The sequence below is a fragment of the Streptomyces sp. B93 genome (assembly GCF_018070565.1).
GTDB lineage: Bacteria > Actinomycetota > Actinomycetes > Streptomycetales > Streptomycetaceae > Streptomyces.
On record NZ_JAGPXL010000016.1, the window covers coordinates 74,466 to 99,338 of the forward strand.

Genomic DNA, 24,873 nt, shown 5'->3' on the forward strand with positions numbered 1-24,873 from the left:
TCACACGATGAGCAGTCCAACGAACACCTCGCAGCACCACACGTCCACGATCGGCGCCATCGGCGCGCCCAGCAGACGCAACACCGAACTGGCCCTGCTGGTGTTCGCCGTCGTCATCCCGGTCTTCGCGTACGCCAACGTGGGCCTGGCGATCAACGACGAGGTGCCCGCCGGGCTGCTGAGCTACGGCCTCGGCCTCGGCCTGCTGGCCGGCGTCGGCCATCTCGTCGTACGCAAGTTCGCCCCGTACGCGGACCCCCTGCTGCTGCCGCTGGCCACGCTGCTCAACGGCCTCGGGCTGGTCGCCATCTGGCGCCTCGACCAGTCGGAGCTGCTCCAGTCGATCTACCAGGCGGGCAACGCCGCGCCCCGCCAGCTGATGTACACGGCGATGGGCATCGCGCTCTTCGTGGTGGTGCTGGTCTTCCTCAAGGAGCACCGCGTCCTCCAGCGCTACACCTACATCTCCATGCTGGGCGCGCTGGTCCTGCTGCTGCTCCCGCTCGTGCCGGGCCTCGGCAAGAACATCTACGGGGCCAAGATCTGGATCCAGGTCGGCAGCTTCTCCATCCAGCCCGGTGAGTTCGCGAAGATCGTGCTGGCGATCTTCTTCGCGGGCTACCTGATGGTGAAGCGGGACGCGCTCGCGCTGGCCAGCCGCCGCTTCATGGGGCTGTACCTGCCGCGCGGCCGCGACCTCGGCCCGATCCTCGTCGTCTGGGCGATCTCGATCCTCATCCTGGTCTTCGAGACCGACCTCGGTACGTCGCTGCTGTTCTTCGGAATGTTCGTCATCATGCTGTACGTCGCCACCGAGCGGACCAGCTGGATCGTCTTCGGTCTGCTGATGTCCGCGGTCGGCGCCGTCGGCGTGGCCTCCTTCGAACCGCACATCCAGCAGCGCGTCGACGCCTGGCTCGACCCGATGCGCGAGTACACGCTCTCCCGCGAGGGCATCGGCGGCCACTCCGAGCAGGCCATGCAGACCCTGTGGGCGTTCGGCTCCGGCGGCACCCTCGGCAGCGGCTGGGGCCAGGGCCACTCCGACCTGATCCGGTTCGCCGCCAACTCCGACTTCATCCTGGCCACCTTCGCCGAGGAGCTGGGCCTCGCCGGTGTCATGGCGCTGCTGCTGCTCTACGCGCTCATCGCAGAGCGCGGCGTACGCACCGCCCTCGCCGCCCGCGACCCCTTCGGCAAGCTGCTCGCCATCGGCCTGTCCGGCGCCTTCGCCCTCCAGGTCTTCGTCGTCGCGGGCGGTGTGATGGGCCTCATCCCGCTGACCGGTATGACCATGCCGTTCCTGGCGTACGGCGGTAGTTCGGTGATCGCCAACTGGGCGTTGGTCGGCATCCTGCTCAGAATCAGCGACACCGCGCGCCGCCCGGCCCCGTCCGCCCCCAACCCCGATGCCGAGATGACCCAGGTGGTCCGCTCGTGAACAAGCCGCTGCGCCGGATCGCGGTCTTCTGCGGGCTCCTCGTGCTCACCCTGCTGCTCCGGGACAACTGGCTCCAGTACGCCCGCTCCGACCAGCTGGCCACGGACCCCGCGAACCGCCGCGTCGCCATCGAGCGGTACGCCACCCCGCGCGGCGACATCATCGTCGGCGGCCAGGCCATCACCGGTTCCAAGCGGGCCGAGGGCGGCGACTTCGAGTACGTGCGCACCTACCAGGACGGCCCCATGTGGGCGCCCGTCACCGGCTACGCCTCCCAGGCCTTCGGCACCAACCAGCTGGAGAACCTGGAGGACCCGATCCTCACCGGCAACGACGACCGGCTCTTCTTCCGCAACACCCTCGGCATGGTGACCGGCAGGAAGAAGGAGGGCGGCAACGTCGTCACCACCCTCGACGCGGCCGCGCAGAAGGCCGCCTACGAGGGCCTCGCCCAGCGCGGCAAGGGCGCGGTGGTGGCGCTCGACCCGGCCACCGGCGCGATCCTGGCGCTGGCCTCCTACCCGTCGTACGACCCCTCGACGTTCGCCGGGTACTCCGCGGACGACGAGAAGGCCTGGAACGCGCTCCAGAAGAAGAACGACCCCGACGACCCGATGCTCAACCGGGCGCTGCGCGAGACCTACCCGCCGGGCTCGACCTTCAAGGTCGTCACCGCGGCCGCCGCGCTGGAGCACGGGCTCTACGAGGACGCGGACACCAAGACGGACACCCCGCTGCCGTGGGTGATGCCGGGCACCACCACCGAACTGCCGAACGAGGGGAACATCCCCTGCGAGAACGCGTCCCTGCGGGTCGCGCTCCAGTACTCCTGCAACACCGTCTTCGGCAAGATCGGCTCGGACCTGGGCAACGACAAGATGCTCCAGACGGCGAAGGCGTTCGGCTTCACCTCCGAGCAGTTCACCCCGGTCCGCTCCGCCGTGTCCGTGTTCTCCGACGACATGAACCAGTCGCAGACCGCGCTCTCCTCGATCGGCCAGTTCAACACCGCCGCGACCCCGCTCCAGATGGCCATGGTCGCCTCGGCGGTCGCCAACGACGGCAAGCTGATGAAGCCGTACATGGTCGACAAGCTCCAGGCCCCCGACGTGGACACCATCGCGCAGACCGACCCGGAGGAGCTGGGCCGACCGCTGTCCGAGGACAACGCCCGGATCCTCCAGTCGATGATGGAGACCGTCGTCGCGGACGGCACCGGCGGCAACGCGGCGATCGACGGGGTGACGGTGGGCGGCAAGACCGGTACCGCCCAGCACGGCGTCGACAACAGCGAGAAGCCGTACGCCTGGTTCATCTCGTACGCCAAGGCCGACGACGGCACCTCGCCGGTCGCCGTCGCCGTGGTCGTGGAGGACGACAACGCCAACCGTGACGACATCTCCGGCGGCGGCCTCGCCGCCCCGATCGCGAAGGGCGTGATGGAGGCGGTCATCAACAGCGGGCAGTGAGAAACCCGTCACGTCGCCTTCACATCGGCGCACGTTGCGATACCGGTCCTGTATCGAGTGACGGGCTTGGCCAAGTCCCACAAATAGACCCGGGTACGGTAGGCCCGGACGGGCAGCCTCCGACCGCACGGCCCGTGCCGGTCGGATCCGACGGAGAGGGCTGGTAGGAAGCTATGGAAGAGCCGCGTCGCCTCGGCGGCCGGTACGAGCTGGGCCATGTGCTCGGCCGTGGTGGCATGGCGGAGGTATACCTCGCGCATGACTCCCGGCTCGGTCGCACGGTGGCGGTGAAGACGCTGCGCGCGGACCTCGCGCGCGACCCGTCCTTCCAGGCCCGGTTCCGCCGGGAGGCCCAGTCGGCCGCCTCGCTCAACCACCCCGCGATCGTGGCGGTCTACGACACGGGCGAGGACTACATCGACGGGGTCTCGATCCCGTACATCGTCATGGAGTACGTCGACGGCTCCACGCTGCGTGAGCTGCTGCACTCCGGCCGCAAGCTGCTGCCGGAGCGGTCGATGGAGATGACGATCGGCATCCTCCAGGGCCTGGAGTACGCCCACCGCAACGGCATCGTGCACCGCGACATCAAACCGGCCAACGTCATGCTGACGCGGACCGGCCAGGTCAAGGTGATGGACTTCGGCATCGCCCGCGCCATGGGCGACTCCGGGATGACGATGACCCAGACCGCGGCCGTCATCGGCACCGCCCAGTACCTCTCCCCGGAGCAGGCCAAGGGCGAGCAGGTCGACGCCCGCTCCGACCTGTACTCCACGGGCTGTCTGCTCTACGAGCTGCTGACCGTCCGTCCGCCGTTCGTCGGCGACTCCCCGGTGGCGGTCGCCTACCAGCACGTCCGCGAGGAACCGCAGGCGCCGAGCGTCTTCGACCCCGAGATCACGCCCGAGATGGACGCGATCGTGCTGAAGGCGCTGGTCAAGGACCCGAACTACCGCTACCAGTCGGCCGACGAGATGCGTGCCGACATCGAGGCCTGCCTCGACGGGCAGCCGGTCGCGGCCACCGCCGCGATGGGCGCGGTGGCGTACGGCGGCTACCCCGACGACCAGCCGACCACGGCCCTGCGCTCGGAGCCGGGCGCGGCCACCACCATGCTGCCCCCGATGAACCCGGACGACGGCGGCTACGGCTACGACGACCGCCCCGACCGGCGCCGCCAGAAGAAGTCCAACACCTCGACGATCCTGCTGGTCGTCGCGGCGGTGCTGGTCCTCGTCGGCGCGATCCTGATCGGGCGGTGGGCGTTCGGCGACAACGGCGTGAGCAACGACACCGTGCCGGTGCCGAACTTCGTAGGGCTGACGCAGGCGGACGCCGAGAAACAGGCGAGCAACAGCGATCTCACGCTCAACGTGACGGAGAAGCCCTGCGAGAACCAGTCGAAGGGCAACATCTGCGACCAGAGCCCCGAGGCCAACACGAAGGTCGACAAGGGCTCCACCGTGGACGTGACGGTCTCGACGGGCGCCCCGAAGGTGGCGGTCCCCAGTGTGATCGGGCTCTCCCTGGACGAGGCCACGTCCAAGCTGGAGGGCGACGACTACGAGTTCCAGATCAAGACCAAGTCGCGGGTCTCCTCGGAGGAGCCGGACACCGTCCTGGAGCAGGACCCGACCTCCGGCAAGGAGATCGAGAAGGGCTCGACGATCACGCTCACCATCGCCAAGGAGGCGGAGAAGGTGACGCTCCCCGACGTCACCGGCCAGACCTGTGAGCAGGCGTTGCAGCGCATCCAGGCCGAGGGGCTCACCGCCCAGTGCGCCGACGAGCCGACCGAGGACGACAACCAGAACGGCAAGGTCATCCGGACGACCCCGACGGCCAACTCGTCCGTCGACCCCGGGTCGAACGTGACCGTCCACGTCGGCAAGAAGGAGAACAAGAAGACCTCGGTGCCCGACGTGCGGAACAAGACGCTGGGCGAGGCCAAGCAGATCCTCGCCGCCTCGGGCTTCACGAACATCGCGCTGACCGGCGACAGCGACCAGAGCGACACGGCGTTCGTCATCGACCAGAACCCGAAGAACGGCGAGGTCGACGACCCTGCCGGCACGACGATCACCCTGCGGACCGTCGGCTTCAACCAGCAGAACGGCGGAGGCAACGGCTTCATCGGCGGCGGCGGTGACTGACCGCTCCCGAGCCTGAGTGACAGCACTGAGCCCCGGCAGCCCTCGTGAGAGGGCTGCCGGGGCTCAGGCGTGTGTTACCGCAGTTCCGCCGGCGGCGTCCGCCGGTCGTCCACGTCGTCGACGCGGACCAGTTCGCCCCACACGATGTACCGGTACCTGCTGGTGTAGATCGGCGTGCAGGTGGTCAGCGTGATGTACTTCCCGGCCTTCGTCTTGCCGGACTCCTTCGGTACGGCGTCCAGGACCCGGACGTTGTACTTCGAGGTCTCGGGCAGTGTGGCGTACACCTTGTAGACGTACCACTTGTCCTTCGTCTCGAAGACGATCGGGTCGCCCTTGCCCAGCTTGTGGATGTTGTGGAACTCCGCGCCGTGGCCGTCGCGGTGGGCGGCGAGGGAGAAGTTGCCGTTCTTGCCGGAGGTGGGGAGGGTGGCCTTGACGGGCTCGGTGTAGTACCCGGCGACGCCGTCGTTGAGGACCTCGTTGGAGGTGCCCTTCTTCACGAGGATCTCGTCCCCGTTCATCGCGGGCACGTGCAGGAAGCCGATGCCGTCCTTGGTGTCGAGGACGACGGGGCCGTCGTCGGCGCCGGAGCGGTCGTCGGACGCGGCCCAGTTGTCGCGGACCTTGGCGCCCTCCTGGTCGGCCTTGCGGTCGGCGATGACGTTCGTCCACCACAGGGAGTAGACGACGAAGAGGCCGAGCACCAGGCCCGCGGTGATGAGGAGTTCTCCGAGGACGCTGACGGCCATGGCGATCCGGCCGGGTCGGCGGCGCCGGGGCGCCGATGCCGCGGTCCGCTCTTCGCTGTCGTCGGTGGTCGGTACCACGTTTGTCATCTGTCCCTACTCGACGAGCGCATCCGGCTTTCCCTTGCTGCGCGGGCGTTCCTCGACCATCTTGCCCCAGACGATCATGCGGTACTTGCTGGTGAACTCCGGCGTGCAGGTGGTGAGTGTGATGTAGCGGCCCGGCTCGGTGAAGCCGCTGTCCTTGGGCACCGGATCGAGCACGCTGATGTTGCTCGGCGAGGTCACCGGCAGGATCGACGCCATCTTGTACACGTAGTACGTGTCCTGCGTCTCCACCACGATGGGGTCGCCCGGCTCCAGCCTGTTGATGTACCGGAACGGCTCGCCATGGGTGTTGCGGTGGCCCGCCAGGCCGAAGTTGCCGGTCTTGTCGCCGGGCATCGCGGTCTTCAGCGGCTCCTCGCCGTAGTGGCCGACCATGCCGCGGTCGAGGACCTTCTTGCTGCTGATGCCCTCGGCGATCGGCACGACCACGTCGAGCTTGGGGATGCGCAGGATGGCGAAGCCCTGCCCGGGCTCGAAGGTGCCGGGGTTGCGCTCGCCGCTCTCCCACTGGTCCTGGAGGTCGCTGGCCTCCTTGCCGGCCTGCGCGTGCGCCCGGACGTTGGTCCACCACAGCTGGTAGGTGACGAACAGCAGCATCAGTACACCGGTGGTGATGAACACCTCACCGATCGCACGACTGGCGATGACACCGGGGCCGGGCTTGCGGGACCGGGCCAGTCTGCGGGCCTCGACCCGGGAGAGGGGGGCCGCGTTCTCGTCCCGCTGTGGCTGGCCGCCCGCCGCATGACGACGGTGACGGCGCTTGGCGGCCTTTCTGCGGGCCGCTCGGCCGCCGGGGGCGGGTTCGGGTGCGCGTGTGGCGGATGAGGCCTCAGAGGCGGGTATGGGCCCTTCCGGAGGGTCGGGTATCCGCAGGGCCACGGTCTCCTCGTCGACCGGTGGCTCGTAAGGGGCGGCGGACGGGGTCTCGTACGGCGCTTCGTACGGCGGCGTCTGCTGGGGCACTCCGGGGTCCTGCTGGTGCGCCCCCGGGTCGTACCACTCCTCGAACGTGCCCGACTCCCCGTACGACTGCTGCCCGTACGGGAGGTCGGTCTCGCGCTCGGGGCGCAGTGCGGTCACGCCGTGGCCCTGCCCACCACCGGGGCGAGCCCCGCGGATCTGGCGACGGCGCCGTGGTCGCCGCACTCGGTGAGCCAGTTGGCCAGCATCCGGTGGCCGTGCTCGGTGAGCACCGACTCGGGGTGGAACTGCACGCCCTCCACGGGCAGTTCGCGGTGCCGCAGGCCCATGATGATGCCGTCCTGGGTGCGGGCGGTGACCTCCAGCTCGGCGGGGACGGTGGGCGGCTCGGCGGCGAGGGAGTGGTAGCGGGTCGCGGTGAAGGGTGAGGGCAGTCCGCTGAAGACGCCCTTGCCCTCGTGCTCGACCAGCGAGGTCTTGCCGTGCAGCAGCTCGGGCGCCCGGTCCACCACACCGCCGTACGCCACCTGCATGGACTGCATGCCGAGGCAGACACCGAAGACGGGGACACCGGTCGCCGCGCAGTGCCGGACCATCTCGATGCAGACCCCGGCCTGCTCGGGGGCGCCGGGGCCGGGGGAGAGCAGCACGCCGTCGAAGCCGTCGTTGGCGTGGGCCGTCGACACCTCGTCGTTGCGCAGCACCTCGCACTCGGCGCCGAGCTGGTACAGGTACTGGACCAGGTTGAAGACGAAGCTGTCGTAGTTGTCGACGACGAGAATGCGCGCGCTCACTGGTTGTCCACCGTCACATCGTTGAAGGGAAGCAGCGGTTCGGCCCACGGGAAGACGTACTGGAAGAGGACGTAGACCACGGCCAGGACCAGTACCAGGGAGATGAGGGCCCTCACCCAGGCGTTTCCCGGCAGATGCCGCCAGATCCAGCCGTACATGCCGTCCCTTCCGTCGCACCACGGCACCACACTCACGCCGTACCGCACCAGACTAACGGCGCAGGGCCCCGGGTTTCCCGGCCTCCACGGGCTGTGTGGAGTCCAGGTGCGCCCAGACGATCAGCCGGTGGCTGTGGCCCCACTCCGGTTCACAGGTGGTCAGCGTGAGGTAGCGGCCCGGCCGCTGGTAGCCCGACTTCCTGGGCACGGGATCGATCACGGCGACATCCGTGGGCACGGTCCGGTACGGCCCCTTGTCGATCCGGTACGTGAACCAGGTCGTGCCGTCGGTCAGCACCACCGCGTCACCGTGCCGCAGCCGGGGGAAGTCCTTGAAGGGGTCGCCGTGGGTGCGGCGATGGCCCGCGACCGAGAAGTTGCCCCGCTGCCCGAGCTGGGCGGTGTTCGCGTAGTGACCGAGCCCCTTCTTCAAGGTGCCGGTGTCGGTGCCCTCCAGCACGGGCTTGTTCCACGTGAAACCAAGACGCGGGATGTACATGATCGCGAAGGGCTCGCCCTGCCGGTACGGCTCCGGCGCGGGCGGACTCGCGGTCTCACCGGAGGCACCGGGCGCCGCCGTCGGCCCCCTCAGCTGCCCCTTCGACCACTGCTCCTGGAGCTGCTCGATCTGGTCGTCCATGACCGTGTCGGCCCGCACCCCGGTCCAGAACAGCACATAGGCGACGAACAGCACGATGATCGCGCCGACGGTGATGCACAGCTCGCTGACGGTCCTGACGATCAAGCGCACCGACACAGGTCCCCCCGGCGTCGCCCTTCGGCGTTCCGCTACTGCTCCACGGGCTCGGCGTACTGGAGGTCCACTGTGCCCGAGTAACCGGGCAGAGTCACCGCCCCGTCGTCCTCCACTTTCCAGCCGAGGCCGTAGACATTGACGTACACCATGTAGTTCTGGATCGCCGGGGACGCCGCGAGCGCGTCCTTCAAGGTCCCGGGATCCCCGACCGCGGTGATCTTGTACGGCGGTGAGTAGACCCGGCCCTGGAGGATCAGGGTGTTGCCGACGCAGCGCACGGCGCTGGTGCTGATCAGCCGCTGGTCCATGACCTTGATGCCCTTGGCGCCACCCTCCCAGAGGGCGTTCACCACGGCCTGGAGGTCCTGCTGGTGGATGACCAGGTAGTCGGGCTCCGGCTCGGGGTAGCCGGGGAGCTTGGCGGTGGCGTTCGGCGGGGCGTCGTTGAGGGTGACGGTGATCGCCTCGCCCTTCAGCTCCTCGGTGCCGGCGTTCTTCTCCAGCGCGGCCAGCCGCTTCTCGTCCGCCGCGGTGATACCGGTGTCCCGCGCGGCCAGCGACTCGACGTCGTCGCGGAGGGCCGCGTTGGACTCCTCCAGCTGGCCGTTGTTGTGGCTGCGCTCATGGATCAGGTCGGAGAGCTTCAGCAGCGAGGCGTCCGTGCGGATGTTGGTGCCCTTGGCCGTGTTGAAGCTGGTGAAGAAGATGAGACCGGCGAGAGCGAAGACACCCACGGTGAGCACGCGGACGGGCCGGAAACGTCCTCTGCGCTCAGGGCTGGATCCGGTCCCGGGGGAGTCGGCAGAATTGCTCAACGTACCCTTATCTCCTTCGGTGCCACGGAAGCACTACGCTAACGGACGCCCGGGGGAGCGCTCAGTGTCCCCTTGTACGCTGCCCCGAGCCCGACCCAGTTACCTGCGCGGCCACGCAGCGCATCGACAGGAGAGACCCTCGTGCCGAAGTCACGTATCCGCAAGAAGGCCGACTACACACCGCCGCCGGCGAAGCAGACGACCGCGATCAAGCTGACCAACAGGGCCTGGGTCGCCCCCGTCATGCTGGCGATGTTCCTGATCGGCCTGGCCTGGATCGTCGTGTTCTATGTGACCGACGGTTCGCTGCCGATCGACGCCCTCGGCAACTGGAACATCGTCGTCGGCTTCGGCTTCATCGCGGCGGGATTCGGCGTCTCCACGCAGTGGAAGTAGCTCTGCCCAGGGCTATCCGCTGAGTTATCCACAGGTCGAGCGAATTTCCACACCTCACCTGGGGAAAAGACGACGATCTGTGGATAACTCATCGAGGGTTGACGCCGGTACGACTGACACACCGGTCCCGGACGCGCGTTCGAGCCCCGGCCGCCCCCTGCCTGACCTGCGCAAACACAGGTCAGCGACAGGGGGCACAGCTGTTCTGGCGTAACTCCGCACACTATGCACAAGATCCGCCACAGGCTGTGGACAAACGGCCTGGACCAGCCCCGCAGCGGTCCTGGGGCCGGTCTCAGGTGAGCTGGACCGTCCGTAGGACTGTCATGCCCACGATGACCACCAGCACCAGGGCACAGGTGCCGTACTGCACCAGCGCCCGCCGCTCCCGCGGGGCGTGCACCATGGCGTAGCCGACGACGACACCGGCGACCAGGCCACCGATATGGGCCTGCCACGAGATGTTGAAGGCCGGGTTGAAGGTGAAGATCAGGTTGATCGCGAGCAGGGCGATCACCGGACGCATGTCGTACTGGAGGCGGCGCATCAGCACGGCCGTCGCGCCGAAGAGCCCGAAGATGGCGCCGGACGCTCCGAGCGTGGCCGTCGTCGGTGAGGTCAGCAGATAGGCGAGCGCACTGCCCGCCAGCCCCGACACCAGGTACAGCGCCAGATAACGGGCCCGGCCGAGAGCCGCCTCCAGGGGGCCGCCCAGCCACCACAGGCTCAGCATGTTGAACGCGATGTGCCAGACCGCCTCGTGCGCGAACATCGAGGTGAACAGGCGGTACCACTCGCCCTCCGCGACGCCCTCCGTGGGGAGGAAGGGAGGCCACGTGCCGACCAGCACCAGGTGGTCCAGCAAGGACGACGAGGTGTGCACGGCGATGAACACCCCGAGGTTGAGCACCAGCAGGATCTTGGTGACCAGCCGGGGGTCGGCGGTCACCGTGCCCCCGGCCAGGGTGCGCGGCCGGGACGCGTTCGCCGCGTGGCCGGTGCCCGAGCCGCCGCGGACGCACTCGGGGCACTGGAAACCCACCGAGGCGCTGATCATGCACTCGGGGCAGATGGGCCGCTCACAGCGGGTGCAGTGCACACCGGTCTCACGGTCCGGATGCCGATAGCAGAAGGGCACACTCCGAGCGTCCGGTGCACCGCTTGCGGGCTGCTCCATGAGGTCCCCTAAGAATCGTCCTGCGCAATACCATGCCCCGCCCATCCTTACGGATGAGCGGGGCATTTGGTTCCCAGCGGGACGCTTCGGTCGCCGTCTACCGGGTCAGACCTGGCGGCTCTCGACGACGACCGACTCGATCACGACCTCGTTGACCGGACGGTCCGTGCGCGGGTTGGTCTGCGTGGTCGCGATGGTGTCCACCACCTTCTGGCTGGCCGCGTCCGTGACCTCGCCGAAGATGGTGTGCTTGCGGTTCAGCCACGCCGTCGGGGCGACGGTGACGAAGAACTGCGAGCCGTTGGTGCCCGGGCCCGCGTTGGCCATCGCGAGCAGGTAGGGCTTGTCGAAGCGCAGGTCCGGGTGGAACTCGTCCTCGAACTGGTACCCGGGACCGCCCGTGCCGTTGCCCAGCGGGTCACCGCCCTGGATCATGAAACCGCTGATCACCCGGTGGAAGACCGTGCCGTCGTAGAGCTTGTCCGTGGACTTCTGGCCGGTGGCCGGGTTGGTCCACTCCCGCTCGCCCTTGGCGAGCTCGACGAAGTTCTTGACCGTCTTCGGCGCGTGCTCCGGGAAGAGCCGGATCTCGATGTCGCCGTGGTTGGTCTTCAGGGTGGCGTAGAGCTGCTCAGCCACGATCTGCCTTCCGTTGTCCTCTGTGACCCCCCGATCCTCGCACGCCCGGCGCCCGCCGTCGCCCGACGTCCTGCGACCGGCCCGGCGTACGGGCGCGCCGCTTGCGGAAAACCGGCCGAGTGGCCCCGGGACGCGGGCGCGCCACGGCAATCCGTGGCATTGTCGACGACAAGCTCCCGTTGCCCCGTGTTCATCTGTTCATCCGCAATTGCAGTCGATTGTGACCCGGATGCCCGCCCGCGCATGCCGCGTCGGGCACCGGCAGGCATGATCCGTAAAAGGGTGGAAAGTCGAAATACCGTACGCCACCGAGGAGGAGGATCCCGTGACCCGCATGGACAGCGTGCGCGCCGCGACCGGCTCGGCCAAGGACAGCGTGCTGCACGCCGCGGAAGTGGTGGCGCCCTACGCCGACACGGCCAAGGACAGGGCCGCACACTACGCACAGGAGGCACGCGTACGGCTCGCGCCCAAGATGACGCAGGCCACCGAACAGGCCCGCCTGCAGTACGAGGCCCATCTCGTCCCCCGGCTGGAGCTGGCCCGCACACAGGCGCGCTCCCACGTTCCGCCGAAGGTCGACCTGGCCGCGCACGAGGCCGCCGCACGCACCCGCAAGGCGGCCCGGCAGGCCGCCGTGTACTCCAAGCCCAGGATCGACCAGGCAGTGGCCGCGGCCGGGCCCGTCCGCGACGAGGCGGCCTCGCGTGGTGTCGCCGCCCTGGCCGCGCTGCGCGGCCAGGTCACGCCGAGGGAGATCCAGAAGCTCGTCCGCAAGCACGAGCGGCGGGCGAGGGCGGGCCGTGTCGCCAGGGCGCTCGTCGTAGTGGGCGTGCTGGCGGGCGGCGCCTTCGCCGCCTGGAAGTGGTGGGACAAGCAGGCCAACCCCGACTGGCTGGTCGAGCCGCCTGCCGCGACCGAGGTCCCCGAGTCCGGCCGTCTCACCTCCGTCGACGGGACCCCGTCCGAACTGGACCCGGAGGTCCAGGCCAAGGAGGCCGAGGAGGCCGCCAACCGGGAGGACCGCGGCTGAGACCCAGGCCCCGGCGTCCCGGCCGCCGCCGACCGTCGCAAAAAAGCCCTCCGAACTGCGTTTCCGCAGCTCGGAGGGCTTTTCGCTGGAATTCTGTGGAGCCTAGGGGAGTCGAACCCCTGACATCTGCCATGCAAAGACAGCGCTCTACCAACTGAGCTAAGGCCCCGTGAGGGAAACGTCCCGCCGGAAAGATCCGCGATCCGGTGGACTCCGGGGACCAGAGTACCGGGTCCTCCCCTGGATCTCGCAAAAGGATTAGGGGTCCCCGCGAACGACCACTCTCCGTAAGATGCTCGGCGTGGTTCGCGGCAGCGAAGCACGTCTTGGGGAAGCGATGGGGAGACGCAATGGACGCCGCACAGCAGGAAGCCACCGCAAGAGCGCGGGAACTGCAGCGGAACTGGTACGGGGAGCCGTTGGGGGCGCTCTTCCGTAAGCTCATAGACGACCTGGGCCTCAACCAGGCTCGTCTCGCGGGGGTACTGGGACTGTCCGCACCGATGCTGTCGCAGCTGATGAGCGGTCAGCGCGCGAAGATCGGCAACCCGGCGGTCGTGCAGCGGGTGCAGTTGTTGCAGGAACTGGCCGCACAGGTCGCGGACGGCAGCGTCAGCGCCGCCGAGGCCACCGACCGCATGGAAGAGATCAAGAAGGCCCAGGGGGGCTCCGTGCTGAGCAACACCACACAGACGACGAGCAGTTCGGGGGCGCCCACCGTCAAGCGTGTGGTCCGTGAGATTCAGTCCCTGCTGCGCTCGGTCGCCGCCGCGGGCGACATCATCGACGCCGCGGACACCCTCGCCCCGACCCACCCGGAACTGGCAGAGTTCCTCCGGGTCTACGGCGCGGGCCGCACCTCCGACGCGGTCGCGCACTACCAGGCGCACCAGAACTGAGCCCACGGCCCGGTCGCCGAGGGGGTACGGCTGCCGGGCCGACGCCAAACGACCCGCCTCCGGACCAGGGGGAAACCACGGGGAGGAGCAGCGCGCAGCGATGGGTGAGGTGTTCGCAGGCCGGTACGAACTGGTCGACCCGATCGGACGCGGAGGCGTCGGCGCCGTATGGCGCGCGTGGGACCACCGCCGTCGCCGCTATGTGGCCGCGAAGGTGCTCCAGCAGCGCGACGCCCATTCGCTGCTGCGTTTCGTCCGCGAGCAGGCCCTGCGGATCGATCACCCCCATGTGCTCGCGCCCGCCAGCTGGGCCGCCGACGACGACAAGGTCCTCTTCACGATGGACCTGGTGGCCGGGGGGTCGCTGGTCCATCTGGTCGGGGACTACGGCCCGCTGCCGCCGGCTTTCGTCTGCACCCTGCTCGACCAGCTGCTGTCCGGGCTCGCGGCGGTCCATGCCGAGGACGTCGTCCACCGGGACATCAAGCCCGCCAACGTCCTCCTCGAGGCCACCGGCACCGGCCGCCCCAGGCTGCGGCTGTCCGACTTCGGCATCGCGATGCGGCTGGGCGAGCCCCGGCTGACCGAGACCAACCTGGTGGTGGGCACGCCCGGTTACCTCGCGCCCGAGCAGATGATGGGCGCCGAACCGGACTTCCCCGCCGACCTGTTCGCCGTAGGGCTGGTGGCGCTGTATCTGCTGGAGGGTGCCAAGCCCGACGCCAAGGCGCTCATCCAGTACTTCGCGGAGCACGGCACACCGGGGGCGCCGCAGGGCATTCCGGAGCCGCTCTGGCAGGTCGTGGCCACGCTGCTCCAGCCGGACCCGCAGGCCCGCTTCCGCACCGCCACGGGGGCGCGCAAGGCGCTCGCGTCCGCCGTCGAACTCCTCCCGGAGCCGGGCCCCGACGACGAGCAGATCGAGATCTTCGACCAACTCGGCCCGCTCCCGGCGGGCTTCGGCCTCGACGGGCCCCTCAAGAAGGCGCCTGGGGTGACGCCTGAAGAGGGAAGGGAGGAGGGAGAGCGGGGAGAGCGAGGACGGCGGAGGGAGCAGGGAGAGCCGGCCACCGGCCCGGGCACTGATGGCACCGGCTCGGGCACAGGTACGGGTTCGGGTACAGGCACCGGCTCGGGCGCCGGCTCCGGCACAGGTGGGACCGCGAGCACCGACAGGGGAACCGGTTCGGGCCCGGCCTCCGGCGCCGTACCGCCCGATCCACGTCAGCCGCCCCAGCCCCGCCCCAAGCCCAGCCCCGCACCCGTGGGCCTGCCCGGTCCATGGCCGTCGGGCATGTCGGACACCGGCAGCTTCCACCTCCCGCCCCCTCCGGCGGCTCCCCCCACGCCGCCGCCGTACCCACTGGCACAGCCACAGCCCTACCCACAGGCTCAGCAGGGCTTTCCAGCGCCTCCGTTCCACATCGCCCCCCAGGATCCGACGACACAAGCCGTGCGGCACCGCGTTGATGCCTCTACTGCTTCGTACACCGCTCAGGACCCGCAGGTTCCCGGTCCGCCCGAGACGATTTCCTGGCCCCCGCCCCGGCACCGCGCGGACCGCCGTGGCCGCCGCGCCGCCCACCGCCCCGGCCCGCCCGCCAGGGTGGCCGTCCCGGTGCTGCTCCTGGCCCTGGTCTGTTACGCCGTCGGCTTCTGGGCGCTGACCCGTATCTGACCGGAGTCGGCCCGTAGCCGGTCCGCGCCTGGGAATGCCCCCGCCCTACGCCGAGGCGCCCCGCCGCCGCGCCGCCACCGTCCACACCGCGAGCCCGCCCAGCAGCACGGTCCCGCCGCCGATCCCGCCCACGGCGAGCGCCGTCATCGCGGCGTCGTTCCCGGCGTCTTCGTCACCGCCGCTCGTCGACCCGCTGGCCCGGTCCCCCGCGGCGACCTCGAACAGACCGCGGGGCACCGGATCGCCGTCGTACCCGGGCCCCTCAGAGGCGTCCCCGTCGACCCGTACCCGCAAGGTCAGCGGGAGCGGCCCGGTACCGAAGTCGTCCGCGACCCGGGAGGAGAGGTGCACCGCGAGGTAGTAGGAACCGGCGAACCGCATTCCGCTCGCCTTCTCCGCGACGGCGTGCCGGTTGGCGTGGTCGACGGGTGGCAGCGGGTCGAGCACGGCCGACTTCTGCTCGCCGTCGTAGCTGACGCTCTTCTCCTCGACCGGCCCTCGAGCGGGGTTGTAGAGCGCGAGGCCGAGCGCGCCGACGGAGAAGCCGGAGCCGTCCTCCGCTTCCGCACCGCCGAGTTCGGCGGTGGCGTGCAACTGCTGGCCCCAGTCGACGGGCACCTTGTAGAAGAGGGTCTGTCCGGGCGCGATCCCGGTGGACCAGACGCCCTCGCCGATCGCGGCGGCCGAGGCGAACCCCTCGCCGCCGGTCCGGCGCTCACCCTGCCCCTCGACGGGGGCCGGGGACGCGGAGTCCCAGTCCCCGGGCGCCTCGGTGGCCTCGGCCGAGGTCAGGCCGGGCTCCGTGACGGGTGCCAGCTCCAGGTCCCAGACGTCCGGCGCGGGCTCCGCCGTACCGGTGCGCTCGACCACCACGTAGTACGTGCCCGCCCCCTGGCAGCGCGACGAGCGGGACGACACCTCGCGCATGCCCGAGACCGCGATCGGGTGCGGGCTGCGGGCGGCGCCGAAGGACGCGCTGTCGAGGGAGCAGGAGCCGCCGTCCGCGTCCTGGAGGGAGACCTTGAGGCGGTCGACGGCCGAGAGCACGGCCTCGGGGCGGGGTACGGCGGTGGCGGAGACGTAGGAGTTCTCGGTGGCGCCGAGTTCGAGGCGGAAGTAGGTCTTCCCGCTGCTTTGCAGGGTGCTCCGGTAGGTCTTGCCGGGCACGAGGAGCGCGGCCTCCGCCGGGTTCGTGGCCGCGGGGACCGTGAGGGCGTCCGGGGCGAAGCCGTACGCGCGTGGCGCGCCGGGGGCGGCTGGGAGCGCCTGTCCGGGGAGCCCGGCCAGGACGGCGAGCGCCAGTGCCCCTACGAGGGCCCCACGCGCGCGTGGAGGCCGGTTACCACGCCCCGCTGCCGCGCGCCACCGCGCCGTACGCCGTCCCATCACGCGCCCCCTCGTCGTCACCGCGCCTGTTCCGACCGTGGCCCATCCTGCCGCACACGCAAAACCCCGACCGATGACACGGTCGGGGTCTGTTCAGAATCGGATGTCGGTGCTCACGAACCCGTGGGCACGGAGTCAGTCGCCTCCGTCCACAGATCCTGCTCGGCGCGATCCGCCTGGATCTGGCGGTACACGAGGAGCCCGCCGATGGCGGCCAGTGCGACCAGGAGAAGCTTCTTCACCGCGCGACCTCGTCTTTCCTTGACGTAGGGGACCTCTGGCGCCCGACTATACACACCGTCCGATATCGGCCGGTGACCTGCGCCGGGGCCTCAACTCCGGCCCTCCACCGGGCACATCTCCGTGCCCGTCTCCCTGACTTTCTGGGGTGTGCGCCCATCCGGGTGGTGTTCATCTGAACATCGACGCGCCACGGGCGTCGGTCCACCACTTCGCGGCCCACATACACATCATGAGGAAAGTACGCAAATCGCCCAACCCGAAAGTGAGGGGCCATGGCCCGCACCAAGGTCATGAAGCTGTGGAACGTCCTCGTCACCGCCTTCATCGCACTGTGCACGACGCTCGGACTCGTCACCACGACCGCCGCCGCGGCGGTACCGCAGAGCGAGCCGACCCGCAACAGCACCGCGGATCTCCTGCCACCGACCACGGCACCGGCGGCGACGCCCGGCTGGGTCTGGTCCCACGCGAGAGCCCTGCCCCCCACGATGAAGCAGCGCATCCGCGCCGAGGCCCACGGCAAGACCCCGAGCTGCCGCCATCTCCCCCACACGGACACGGACTCCGAATCGGCCCCGCAGTCCGAGGACTCCTGTGACGACGCGGACGACCCCGACGACCGCGCGCCCGTGACCCTCCCGCTCCAGCGCTGAGGCAACCGCCGAAGCCGGACCCCTTTTGTCGTCACCCTTGCCATCACCGTCGTCATGGCGATCTGCGTACAGCACTGCCACCCACCACGACGCACACGGTGTACCCGAACTGAAGGCCCGGACCAGCAGGCACCCGCTGGTCCGGGCCTTCGGCACGTCTGTTCGATCGTACGTTCGATACCCTGGAGAAGGGACGTGGAGAAGGACACCATCCAGGGAGGCGGACGCCATGGCACCCGAGACACCGACGGTGATGCATGTGCGCTGCCCCGGCCACCTGCCCGAGGACACCTACCGACAGGTCCTGGAGCAGCTGACCGAACTGTCCCCCGTCGTCCAGGCCCTCCCCCCGAGCGCCGCCCTGGTGGACCTGAGGGGCGCGCTGACCTACCACGGCAAGGACGCCCACCACCTCGCCGAGATGCTGCGGGTCCGTACGATCTCCCGCCTGGGCGTCGACGTCAGGGTCGGCGTGGGCCCGTCCATCACGGTCGCGGCCACCGCGTCCGCCCGAATCGAGCCGCCCGGCGGCGTCCTCGCCATCACCCCCCATGAGGTCACCGACTGGCTAGCCCCCCTGCCCGTCGAGGCCCTGCACGGCATCGGCCCCCGCCAGGCCGAGGCGCTGCACGCGTACGGCCTCCACCGCGTCGGCCTGCTCGCCGCCGTGCCGTCGGCGACCGTGCGGCGGGTGCTGGGCGGCCGCGCCGGACGTCTGGCCGCCGACCGCGCCCGCGGCATCGACCCACGCCCCGTCACCCCCCGGGCGCTGCCCGCCTCCGCGACCGTCACCCACGTCTTCCCCCGGCACACCCTCGACGGCGCCGAGGTCCGCGCGGCCCTGCTCGGCCTGGTGGGCCGGCTCGGCCACCGACTCCGCCACCGCCACCAGGCGACCGGCGCCCTGACCCTCACCCTCCGCTTCCCCGACGGCACCACCTGGGACAAGTCCCGCCGCCTCCCGCGGCCCTCCGCCCACGACGACCTGCGCACCACGGCCTACCGCCTGATCGACGCCGCAGGCCTCCAACGCGCCCGCGTCAGCGCCCTCACCCTGCGCGCCGACGACCTCCTCGACGCCGCCCACACCGCCGACCAGCTCACCCTCGACACATCACGCGAGGCCCGCCTGGCCGCGGAAATCACCACGGACCGCATCAACGACAAGTACGGCCCCCACACCATCGGCTGGGCCACCACTTTCCGCCACGCCTCATAAACCCACCCGCCCCGAACACCAAGAACCCCCAGCCGCTACCGACTGGGGGTTCTTTTCGCTGGTGGGGCTAACAGGATTTGAACCTGTGGCCTCATCCTTATCAGGGATGCGCTCTAACCAACTGAGCTATAGCCCCGCCGCGCTCTGCGGTGTACGTCCCGCGCGCTGACTCCTGAAGATTAGCGCACGACCGGGGCAGTCCCAAAATCGATAGTTGCCCGGCCTCACTCGTCCTCGGCGAGCGTCAGCTCCACGCCTCCCACGAAGCCGGCGGAGAGGTTGTAGATGAACGCGCCGAGCGTGGCGAGGGCCGTGGCCAGGACGACGTCGATGACCGCGATGATGGACGTGAACATCAGGACGTTGGGCAGCGACAGGAAGGCCTGGAGGTCGAAGCCGTTCGACTCGTTGGAGCCGGTGGCCTCGGAGATCGTGCCGCCGACCGTGGAGAACACGCCCATCGCGTCCATGACCATCCACAGCACGGCCGACGCGACGATCGTGCAGATGCCGAGCGCGATGGAGAGCAGGAAGCTCACCTTCATCACGGACCACGGGTCGGCCTTGGCCACCCGCAGGCGCGCCTTGCGGACGCGCGGAGTGGTGCGTGCGCCGGTGCGCGGGCGGCGTACACCCCCGGCGACCGCCGTCGGTCCGCCCGCCGGAGCCTGACCGCCCTGGGCGCCGCCGTGCGTCGGGTAGGCCTGCGGTGGGTGGTACGGCCCGGCGGGCTGCTGCGCCGCGCGCTCCCCGGGCAGGGGCGACGCCGTCTGCTGGGACGCGGCCGCTCCGGTGTGGTTGGCCGGCGGCTGCGTCTGGCCGCCGGTGGCGGCCGGGCCCGCTCCAGCGGCGTACTGCTGGGTCTGCGGACCTCGGGTGTCCGTCACAGTTCCCCCCTGGGATCCATGAGTCTGTTGTGCGTACGAGGTTGATGCCGAGTCGGCGTCATACGTGGCGGAGCCACGGCCGCCGCCGTCCGTCTCCGTACCGGCCGTAGAACCGGTGGACGTCCCGGTCGGTCCGGCGCCCGTGGCTCCGCTCACGCTGACTCACTCCTCGTGCTACTCGGCCGGGGGCACCTCGCCCACGTCCGTGCCGGTGGTCTCGGGTGCGTCGGTGGTCTCGTCGACGGCCACGTCACCGTCGACCTCCTCCGCCTCGCGTCCCGCCTCGGCGTTGCGTGCGATACCGACGACGGCATCGCGCTTGCCCAGATTGATCAGTTGGACGCCCATGGTGTCACGGCCCGTCTCCCTGACCTCGTTGACTCGCGTGCGAATCACACCGCCGCCCAGCGTGATGGCGAGGATCTCGTCGGTCTCCTCGACCACCAGCGCGCCGACGAGCGACCCACGGTCCTCGACGATCTTGGCGGCCTTGATGCCGAGGCCGCCGCGACCCTGGACGCGGTACTCGTCGACAGCGGTCCGCTTCGCGTACCCACCGTCGGTAGCAGTGAACACGAACGTACCGGGTCGAACAACATTCATCGAGAGCAGCTCGTCGCCCTCGCGGAAACTCATGCCCTTGACGCCCGAGGTCGCACGCCCCATCGGACGCAGCGTGTCGTCCGTCGCCGTGAACCTGATCGACTGTGCCTTCCGGCTGATCAGAAGCAGATCGTCATCGGGCGAGACGAGTTCCGCTCCGATCAGTTCGTCGTCGGAACCGTCCTCCCGCTCCCGGAGGTTGATCGCGATGACACCACCGGAGCGGGGCGAATCGTAATCCTTCAGCGGCGTCTTCTTGACCAGACCGGCCTTCGTGGCGAGCACCAGGTACGGCGCCGCCTCGTAGTCGCGGATCGCCAGGATCTCGGCGATCGCCTCGTCCGGCTGGAAGGCCAGCAGGTTGGCGACGTGCTGACCGCGCGCGTCGCGCCCGGCGTCGGGCAGCTCGTAGGCCTTCGCGCGGTAGACGCGGCCCTTGTTGGTGAAGAAGAGCAGCCAGTGGTGCGTCGTGGAGACGAAGAAGTGGTCGACGATGTCGTCTTCCTTCAGCTTCGTGCCGCGCACGCCCTTGCCGCCGCGCTTCTGCGCCCGGTAGTCGTCCGTCTTGGTCCTCTTGACGTAGCCCCCGCGCGTGACGGTGACGACGATGTCCTCCTCGGCGATGAGGTCCTCGATGGACATGTCACCGTCGTAGGGGATCAGCTGGGTCTTGCGGTCGTCGCCGTACTTCTCGACGATCGCGGCGAGTTCCGCGCTGACGATGCCGCGCTGGCGGACCGGGGAGGCGAGGATCTCGTTGTACTCAGTGATCTTGGCCTGGAGTTCGTCGTGCTCCTGGACGATCTTCTGGCGCTCCAGGGCGGCCAGTCGGCGCAGCTGCATCTCGAGGATGGCGTTGGCCTGGATCTCGTCGATCTCCAGCAGGCTCATCAGGCCCGTGCGCGCGATGTCGACGGTGTCGCTGCGCCGGATCAGCGCGATGACCTCGTCGATGGCGTCCAGGGCCTTCAGCAGACCGCGCAGGATGTGCGCCCGCTCCTCGGCCTTGCGCAGCCTGAAGCGCGTACGGCGGACGATGACCTCGATCTGGTGCGTCACCCAGTGGCGGATGAACGCGTCCAGGGAGAGCGTGCGCGGGACGCCGTCGACCAGGGCCAGCATGTTGGCGCCGAAGTTGGTCTGGAGGTCCGTGTGCTTGTAGAGGTTGTTCAGGACGACCTTGGCGACCGCGTCCCGCTTCAGGACGATGACCAGGCGCTGGCCCGTGCGCGAGGACGTCTCGTCGCGGACGTCGGCGATGCCGCCGAGCTTGCCGTCCTTCACCCCGTCGGCGATCTTCTGCGCGAGGTTGTCGGGGTTCACCTGGTACGGCAGCTCCGTGACCACCAGGCACTGGCGGTTCTGGATCTCCTCGACCTCGACGACCGCGCGCATGGTGATCGAGCCGCGCCCGGTGCGGTAGGCCTCCTCGATGCCCTTGCGGCCGACGACGAGCGCGCCGGTCGGGAAGTCCGGTCCCTTGATGCGCTCGATCAGCGCGTCGAGCAGTTCCTCGTGCGAGGCCTCGGGGTTCTCCAGATACCACTGGGCGCCCGCCGCGACCTCGCGGAGGTTGTGCGGCGGGATGTTGGTGGCCATGCCGACCGCGATGCCCGCCGAGCCGTTGATCAGCAGGTTCGGGAAGCGGGCGGGCAGGACGGTCGGCTCCTGGGAGCGGCCGTCGTAGTTGTCCGTGAAGTCGACGGTCTCCTCGTCGATGTCGCGGACCATCTCCATCGACAGCGGCGCCATCTTGCACTCGGTGTACCGCATGGCCGCCGCCGGGTCGTTGCCCGGCGAGCCGAAGTTGCCGTTGGAGTCCACCAGCGGCATCCGCATCGCCCACGGCTGCGCGAGGCGGACCAGCGCGTCGTAGATGGATGAGTCGCCGTGCGGGTGGTAGTTGCCCATGACGTCGCCGACGACGCGGGCGCACTTGTAGAAGCCGCGCTCGGGCCGGTAGCCGCCGTCGTACATGGCGTACAGGACGCGGCGGTGGACGGGCTTGAGGCCGTCGCGGACGTCCGGCAGCGCGCGCGAGACGATGACGGACATCGCGTAGTCGAGGTAGGAGCGCTGCATCTCCGTCTCGAGCCCGACGGGCTCGACGCGCATGCCCAGGGCGTCACCCTCGGGCGTCGTCACGGGAGTGTTCTCGTCGGTCATTGCTGGTGAAGGTCCTTCCTGGTGCGGTCAGCTGAGACCGACTCAGATGTCGAGGAAGCGGACGTCCTTGGCGTTGCGCTGGATGAACTGGCGGCGGGCCTCGACGTCCTCGCCCATCAGGACCGAGAACAGCTCGTCGGCCTGGGCGGCGTCGTCGAGGGTGACCTGCCCGAGGACGCGGTGCTCCTGGTCCATCGTGGTGATGCGCAGCTCCTCGGCGTTCATCTCGCCGAGACCCTTGAAGCGCTGCACCGAGTCGTCCCTGATGCGCTTGCCCGCCTGGCGGCCCAGCTCGATCAGCGCGTCGCGCTCGCGGTCGGAGTACGCGTACTCGAAGTCGTCCTTGCCCCACTTGATCTTGTAGAGCGGGGGACGGGACAGGAACACGTGTCCGGCCTCGACCAGCGGCCGCATGAAGCGGAACAGGAAGGTCAGCAGCAGGGTGTTGATGTGCTGGCCGTCGACGTCGGCGTCCGCCATCAGGATGATCTTGTGATAGCGGAGCTTCTCGATGTCGAAGTCCTCGTGCACACCGGTGCCGAAGGCGGAGATCAGCGCCTGGATCTCCTGGTTCTGGAGGATCTTGTCGATCCGCGCCTTCTCGACGTTCAGGATCTTGCCGCGGATCGGCAGGATGGCCTGGTACTCGGGGTTGCGGCCGGACTTGGCCGAGCCGCCGGCCGAGTCACCCTCGACGATGAAGATCTCGCACTTGGTGGGGTCGTTCGACTGGCAGTCGGAGAGCTTGCCCGGCAGCGACGCGGACTCCAGCAGGCCCTTGCGGCGGGTCAGGTCGCGCGCCTTGCGGGCCGCCACGCGCGCGGTGGCCGCCTGGATGCCCTTGCGGACGATGTCCGCGGCCTCATTGGGGTTGCGGTCCAGCCAGTCGTTGAGGTGCTCGTAGACCGCCTTCTGCACGAAGGTCTTGGCCTCCGTGTTGCCCAGCTTGGTCTTGGTCTGGCCCTCGAACTGCGGCTCGCTCAGCTTCACCGAGATGATCGCCGTCAGACCCTCGCGGATGTCGTCACCCGTGAGGTTGTCGTCCTTCTCGCGCAGCAGCTTCTTGTCGCGCGCGTACTTGTTGATCAGGTTGGTGAGCGCCGCGCGGAAGCCCTCTTCGTGGGTGCCGCCCTCGTGCGTGTGGATGATGTTGGCGAAGGAGTACACGCCCTCGCTGTAGCCGCTGTTCCACTGCATGGCGACTTCGAGGGAGAGGGCCTTGTCCTTGTCTTCGGCCTCGAGGTCGATCACCGACGGGTGCACCACCTCGCCCTTGCGGGCGTTGAGGTACTTCACGAAGTCGACGATGCCGCCCTCGTAGTGGTAGGTGACGGTCTTCGCTTCCTGCTTCTCGTCCCCGCCCGCCTCGTCCGCGCCGGCCGTGGCCTTGGCCGACTCGCGCTCGTCAGTGAGTTTGATCGTCAAACCCTTGTTGAGGAACGCCATCTCCTGGAAGCGCCGCGAGAGCGTCTCGAAGGAGTAGTCGGTGGTCTCGAAGATGTCGCCGTCGGCCCAGAAGGTGACCGACGTGCCCGTCTCCTCGGTGGCCTCGTGCTGGGAGAGCGGCGCCGTGGGGACGCCCATCTTGTAGTCCTGCGTCCAGCGGTGGCCGTCGGTCCGGACCTCGACGGCGACCTTCGAGGACAGCGCGTTGACGACGGAGACGCCCACACCGTGCAGACCACCGGAGACCGCGTAGCCGCCACCGCCGAACTTGCCGCCCGCGTGCAGCACGGTCAGCACGACCTCGAGGGCGGGCTTGCCCTCGGAGGGGACGATGCCCACGGGGATGCCGCGGCCGTTGTCGACGACACGCACACCGCCGTCCGGGAGGATCGTCACCTCGATGGTGTCCGCGTGACCGGCCAGCGCCTCGTCGACGGAGTTGTCGACCACCTCGTACACGAGGTGGTGCAGTCCCCGCTCACCGGTCGAGCCGATGTACATGCCGGGTCGCTTGCGGACCGCGTCCAGACCCTCGAGGACGGTGATGGCGCTGGCGTCGTACGAAGCCGTGACCTCGCCGTTCGAGGCGTTGGCCGCGGCGGGGACGCCGGCGTCGGTGGACGGGATGTTCTCGTTGGGGTTGCCGGAATCGGCCACGAAGCGCCCTTTCTGGCACAGCACGAGCCAGGCTCTGAGGTCCTCCCTCCGGGGAGGGTCGCCGGAGCGGCTGCGGCATGTTGCGGTGGTAAGCCTTGATCAGCGTTGCTCAGCTTTCCCGGACGGTCCCCACGTTTGGGGCGGGATTGTCTTCCAGTCTACCGGTAGCACTGACACTGATGGGGGTTTGCCGGTACCTGAGTCCTCATGTGCCGCCCTGAACGACGCTCGTCCGACTCCCGATATGCGGATGGGGGCTCCAAGAGGCTCACGGCGGCACTCAGAGCTTCGAGGTGTCAACCCTTCGCTACTCCCGGGTCAGGTCGGAATTCGCAACTGTGTGCGCCTGTGCGCGCGGGGGTGCTCGGCGGGACATACCGGGCCGCCACAGCGGACATTCCGGAACCTTTCACGTGACTT

At 69.3% G+C, this 24,873-nt stretch carries 22 protein-coding genes and 2 tRNA genes; 9 read left to right on the plus strand and 15 right to left on the minus strand.

What is annotated here, in order from left to right; genetic code table 11:
• Positions 1-7 precede the first annotated feature (7 nt).
• The 3 genes from KBY47_RS17925 to pknB all read left to right on the plus strand — a co-directional run bounded on the left by KBY47_RS17925 (position 8) and on the right by pknB (position 5,066).
• Positions 8-1,441: an FtsW/RodA/SpoVE family cell cycle protein gene (locus KBY47_RS17925; RefSeq protein WP_210922156.1), complete on the plus strand. Its 1,434-nt coding sequence runs from the start codon at positions 8-10 to the stop codon at positions 1,439-1,441.
• Positions 1,438-2,910 (plus strand): penicillin-binding protein 2, encoded by a 1,473-nt coding sequence (locus tag KBY47_RS17930; protein ID WP_210922157.1) that lies wholly within the window; start codon positions 1,438-1,440, stop codon positions 2,908-2,910. The genes KBY47_RS17925 and KBY47_RS17930 overlap by 4 nt, the downstream gene beginning before the upstream one ends.
• Positions 2,911-3,083: 173 nt before the next feature.
• Entirely contained in the window at positions 3,084-5,066 is a 1,983-nt protein-coding gene (pknB, locus tag KBY47_RS17935) for a Stk1 family PASTA domain-containing Ser/Thr kinase (protein WP_210922158.1), read from the plus strand.
• A gap of 74 nt (positions 5,067-5,140) precedes the next feature.
• Here the strand turns inward: pknB and KBY47_RS17940 are convergent, their stop codons facing one another.
• The 6 genes from KBY47_RS17940 to KBY47_RS17965 are packed head-to-tail and all read right to left on the minus strand — an operon-like array spanning position 5,141 to position 9,371.
• Positions 5,141-5,905, minus strand: a complete 765-nt coding sequence (locus KBY47_RS17940; RefSeq protein WP_210922159.1) for a class E sortase — start codon at positions 5,903-5,905, stop codon at positions 5,141-5,143.
• A 6-nt stretch (positions 5,906-5,911) separates the two neighbouring features.
• Positions 5,912-7,006: a class E sortase gene (locus tag KBY47_RS17945; RefSeq protein WP_210922160.1), complete on the minus strand. Its 1,095-nt coding sequence runs from the start codon at positions 7,004-7,006 to the stop codon at positions 5,912-5,914.
• Positions 7,003-7,641: an aminodeoxychorismate/anthranilate synthase component II gene (locus tag KBY47_RS17950; RefSeq protein ID WP_210922161.1), complete on the minus strand. Its 639-nt coding sequence runs from the start codon at positions 7,639-7,641 to the stop codon at positions 7,003-7,005. The genes KBY47_RS17945 and KBY47_RS17950 overlap by 4 nt, the downstream gene beginning before the upstream one ends.
• Entirely contained in the window at positions 7,638-7,835 is a 198-nt protein-coding gene (locus tag KBY47_RS17955) for a hypothetical protein (RefSeq protein WP_210922235.1), read from the minus strand. The genes KBY47_RS17950 and KBY47_RS17955 overlap by 4 nt, the downstream gene beginning before the upstream one ends.
• 16 nt (positions 7,836-7,851) lie before the next feature.
• Complete coding sequence (locus KBY47_RS17960; protein ID WP_210922162.1) at positions 7,852-8,550, minus strand: class E sortase; 699 nt, start codon at positions 8,548-8,550, stop codon at positions 7,852-7,854.
• A 38-nt stretch (positions 8,551-8,588) separates the two neighbouring features.
• Positions 8,589-9,371 carry a DUF881 domain-containing protein gene (locus tag KBY47_RS17965; protein ID WP_210922163.1) on the minus strand — a complete coding sequence of 261 codons (783 nt, stop codon included), beginning with the start codon at positions 9,369-9,371 and terminating at the stop codon, positions 8,589-8,591.
• Between the two features lie 141 nt (positions 9,372-9,512).
• Between KBY47_RS17965 and crgA the strand changes: the two genes are divergently transcribed.
• A complete protein-coding gene (gene crgA, locus KBY47_RS17970) occupies positions 9,513-9,767 on the plus strand; it encodes a cell division protein CrgA (RefSeq protein ID WP_210922164.1) in 255 nt (84 codons plus the stop codon).
• Positions 9,768-10,062: 295 nt separating this feature from the next.
• On the opposite strand, the gene KBY47_RS17975 is transcribed toward crgA, so the two are convergent.
• A complete protein-coding gene (locus KBY47_RS17975) occupies positions 10,063-10,944 on the minus strand; it encodes a rhomboid family intramembrane serine protease (protein ID WP_210922165.1) in 882 nt (293 codons plus the stop codon).
• Positions 10,945-11,049: 105 nt separating this feature from the next.
• The gene (locus tag KBY47_RS17980) at positions 11,050-11,583 is read right to left on the minus strand and encodes a peptidylprolyl isomerase (protein WP_210922166.1); all 534 of its coding nucleotides are present in this window, start codon (positions 11,581-11,583) and stop codon (positions 11,050-11,052) included.
• A 325-nt stretch (positions 11,584-11,908) separates the two neighbouring features.
• On the opposite strand from KBY47_RS17980, the gene KBY47_RS17985 reads away from it, so the two are divergent.
• Positions 11,909-12,616, plus strand: coding sequence for a DUF5324 family protein (locus tag KBY47_RS17985; RefSeq protein ID WP_210922167.1), 708 nt, complete (start codon positions 11,909-11,911; stop codon positions 12,614-12,616).
• 96 nt (positions 12,617-12,712) lie between these two features.
• Here the strand turns inward: KBY47_RS17985 and KBY47_RS17990 are convergent.
• Positions 12,713-12,785: transfer RNA gene (locus tag KBY47_RS17990), tRNA-Ala, on the minus strand.
• Positions 12,786-12,966: 181 nt separating this feature from the next.
• On the opposite strand from KBY47_RS17990, the gene KBY47_RS17995 reads away from it, so the two are divergent.
• The gene (locus KBY47_RS17995) at positions 12,967-13,515 is read left to right on the plus strand and encodes a DNA-binding protein (protein ID WP_210922168.1); all 549 of its coding nucleotides are present in this window, start codon (positions 12,967-12,969) and stop codon (positions 13,513-13,515) included.
• A gap of 100 nt (positions 13,516-13,615) precedes the next feature.
• Positions 13,616-15,193: a serine/threonine-protein kinase gene (locus KBY47_RS18000; RefSeq protein WP_210922169.1), complete on the plus strand. Its 1,578-nt coding sequence runs from the start codon at positions 13,616-13,618 to the stop codon at positions 15,191-15,193.
• 45 nt (positions 15,194-15,238) lie between these two features.
• On the opposite strand, the gene KBY47_RS18005 is transcribed toward KBY47_RS18000, so the two are convergent.
• Complete coding sequence (locus KBY47_RS18005; protein WP_210922170.1) at positions 15,239-16,579, minus strand: hypothetical protein; 1,341 nt, start codon at positions 16,577-16,579, stop codon at positions 15,239-15,241.
• 113 nt (positions 16,580-16,692) lie between these two features.
• Positions 16,693-16,821, minus strand: a complete 129-nt coding sequence (locus KBY47_RS18010; protein WP_003999697.1) for a DLW-39 family protein — start codon at positions 16,819-16,821, stop codon at positions 16,693-16,695.
• A 273-nt stretch (positions 16,822-17,094) separates the two neighbouring features.
• Between KBY47_RS18010 and KBY47_RS18015 the strand changes: the two genes are divergently transcribed.
• Together KBY47_RS18015 and KBY47_RS18020 are read left to right on the plus strand one after the other, a co-directional pair.
• Positions 17,095-17,475 (plus strand): DUF6344 domain-containing protein, encoded by a 381-nt coding sequence (locus KBY47_RS18015; protein WP_210922171.1) that lies wholly within the window; start codon positions 17,095-17,097, stop codon positions 17,473-17,475.
• 229 nt (positions 17,476-17,704) lie between these two features.
• Complete coding sequence (locus tag KBY47_RS18020) at positions 17,705-18,694, plus strand: hypothetical protein (protein ID WP_210922172.1); 990 nt, start codon at positions 17,705-17,707, stop codon at positions 18,692-18,694.
• Between the two features lie 59 nt (positions 18,695-18,753).
• On the opposite strand, the gene KBY47_RS18025 is transcribed toward KBY47_RS18020, so the two are convergent.
• The 4 genes from KBY47_RS18025 to gyrB form a co-directional block, all read right to left on the minus strand.
• Positions 18,754-18,830, minus strand: a tRNA-Ile gene (locus KBY47_RS18025).
• Between the two features lie 88 nt (positions 18,831-18,918).
• Complete coding sequence (locus KBY47_RS18030; RefSeq protein ID WP_210922173.1) at positions 18,919-19,737, minus strand: DUF3566 domain-containing protein; 819 nt, start codon at positions 19,735-19,737, stop codon at positions 18,919-18,921.
• Positions 19,738-19,755: 18 nt separating this feature from the next.
• Positions 19,756-22,350, minus strand: a complete 2,595-nt coding sequence (gene gyrA, locus KBY47_RS18035) for a DNA gyrase subunit A (RefSeq protein WP_210922174.1) — start codon at positions 22,348-22,350, stop codon at positions 19,756-19,758.
• Positions 22,351-22,392: 42 nt separating this feature from the next.
• Positions 22,393-24,453: a DNA topoisomerase (ATP-hydrolyzing) subunit B gene (gene gyrB / locus KBY47_RS18040; protein ID WP_210922175.1), complete on the minus strand. Its 2,061-nt coding sequence runs from the start codon at positions 24,451-24,453 to the stop codon at positions 22,393-22,395.
• Between the last annotated feature and the right edge of the window lie 420 nt (positions 24,454-24,873).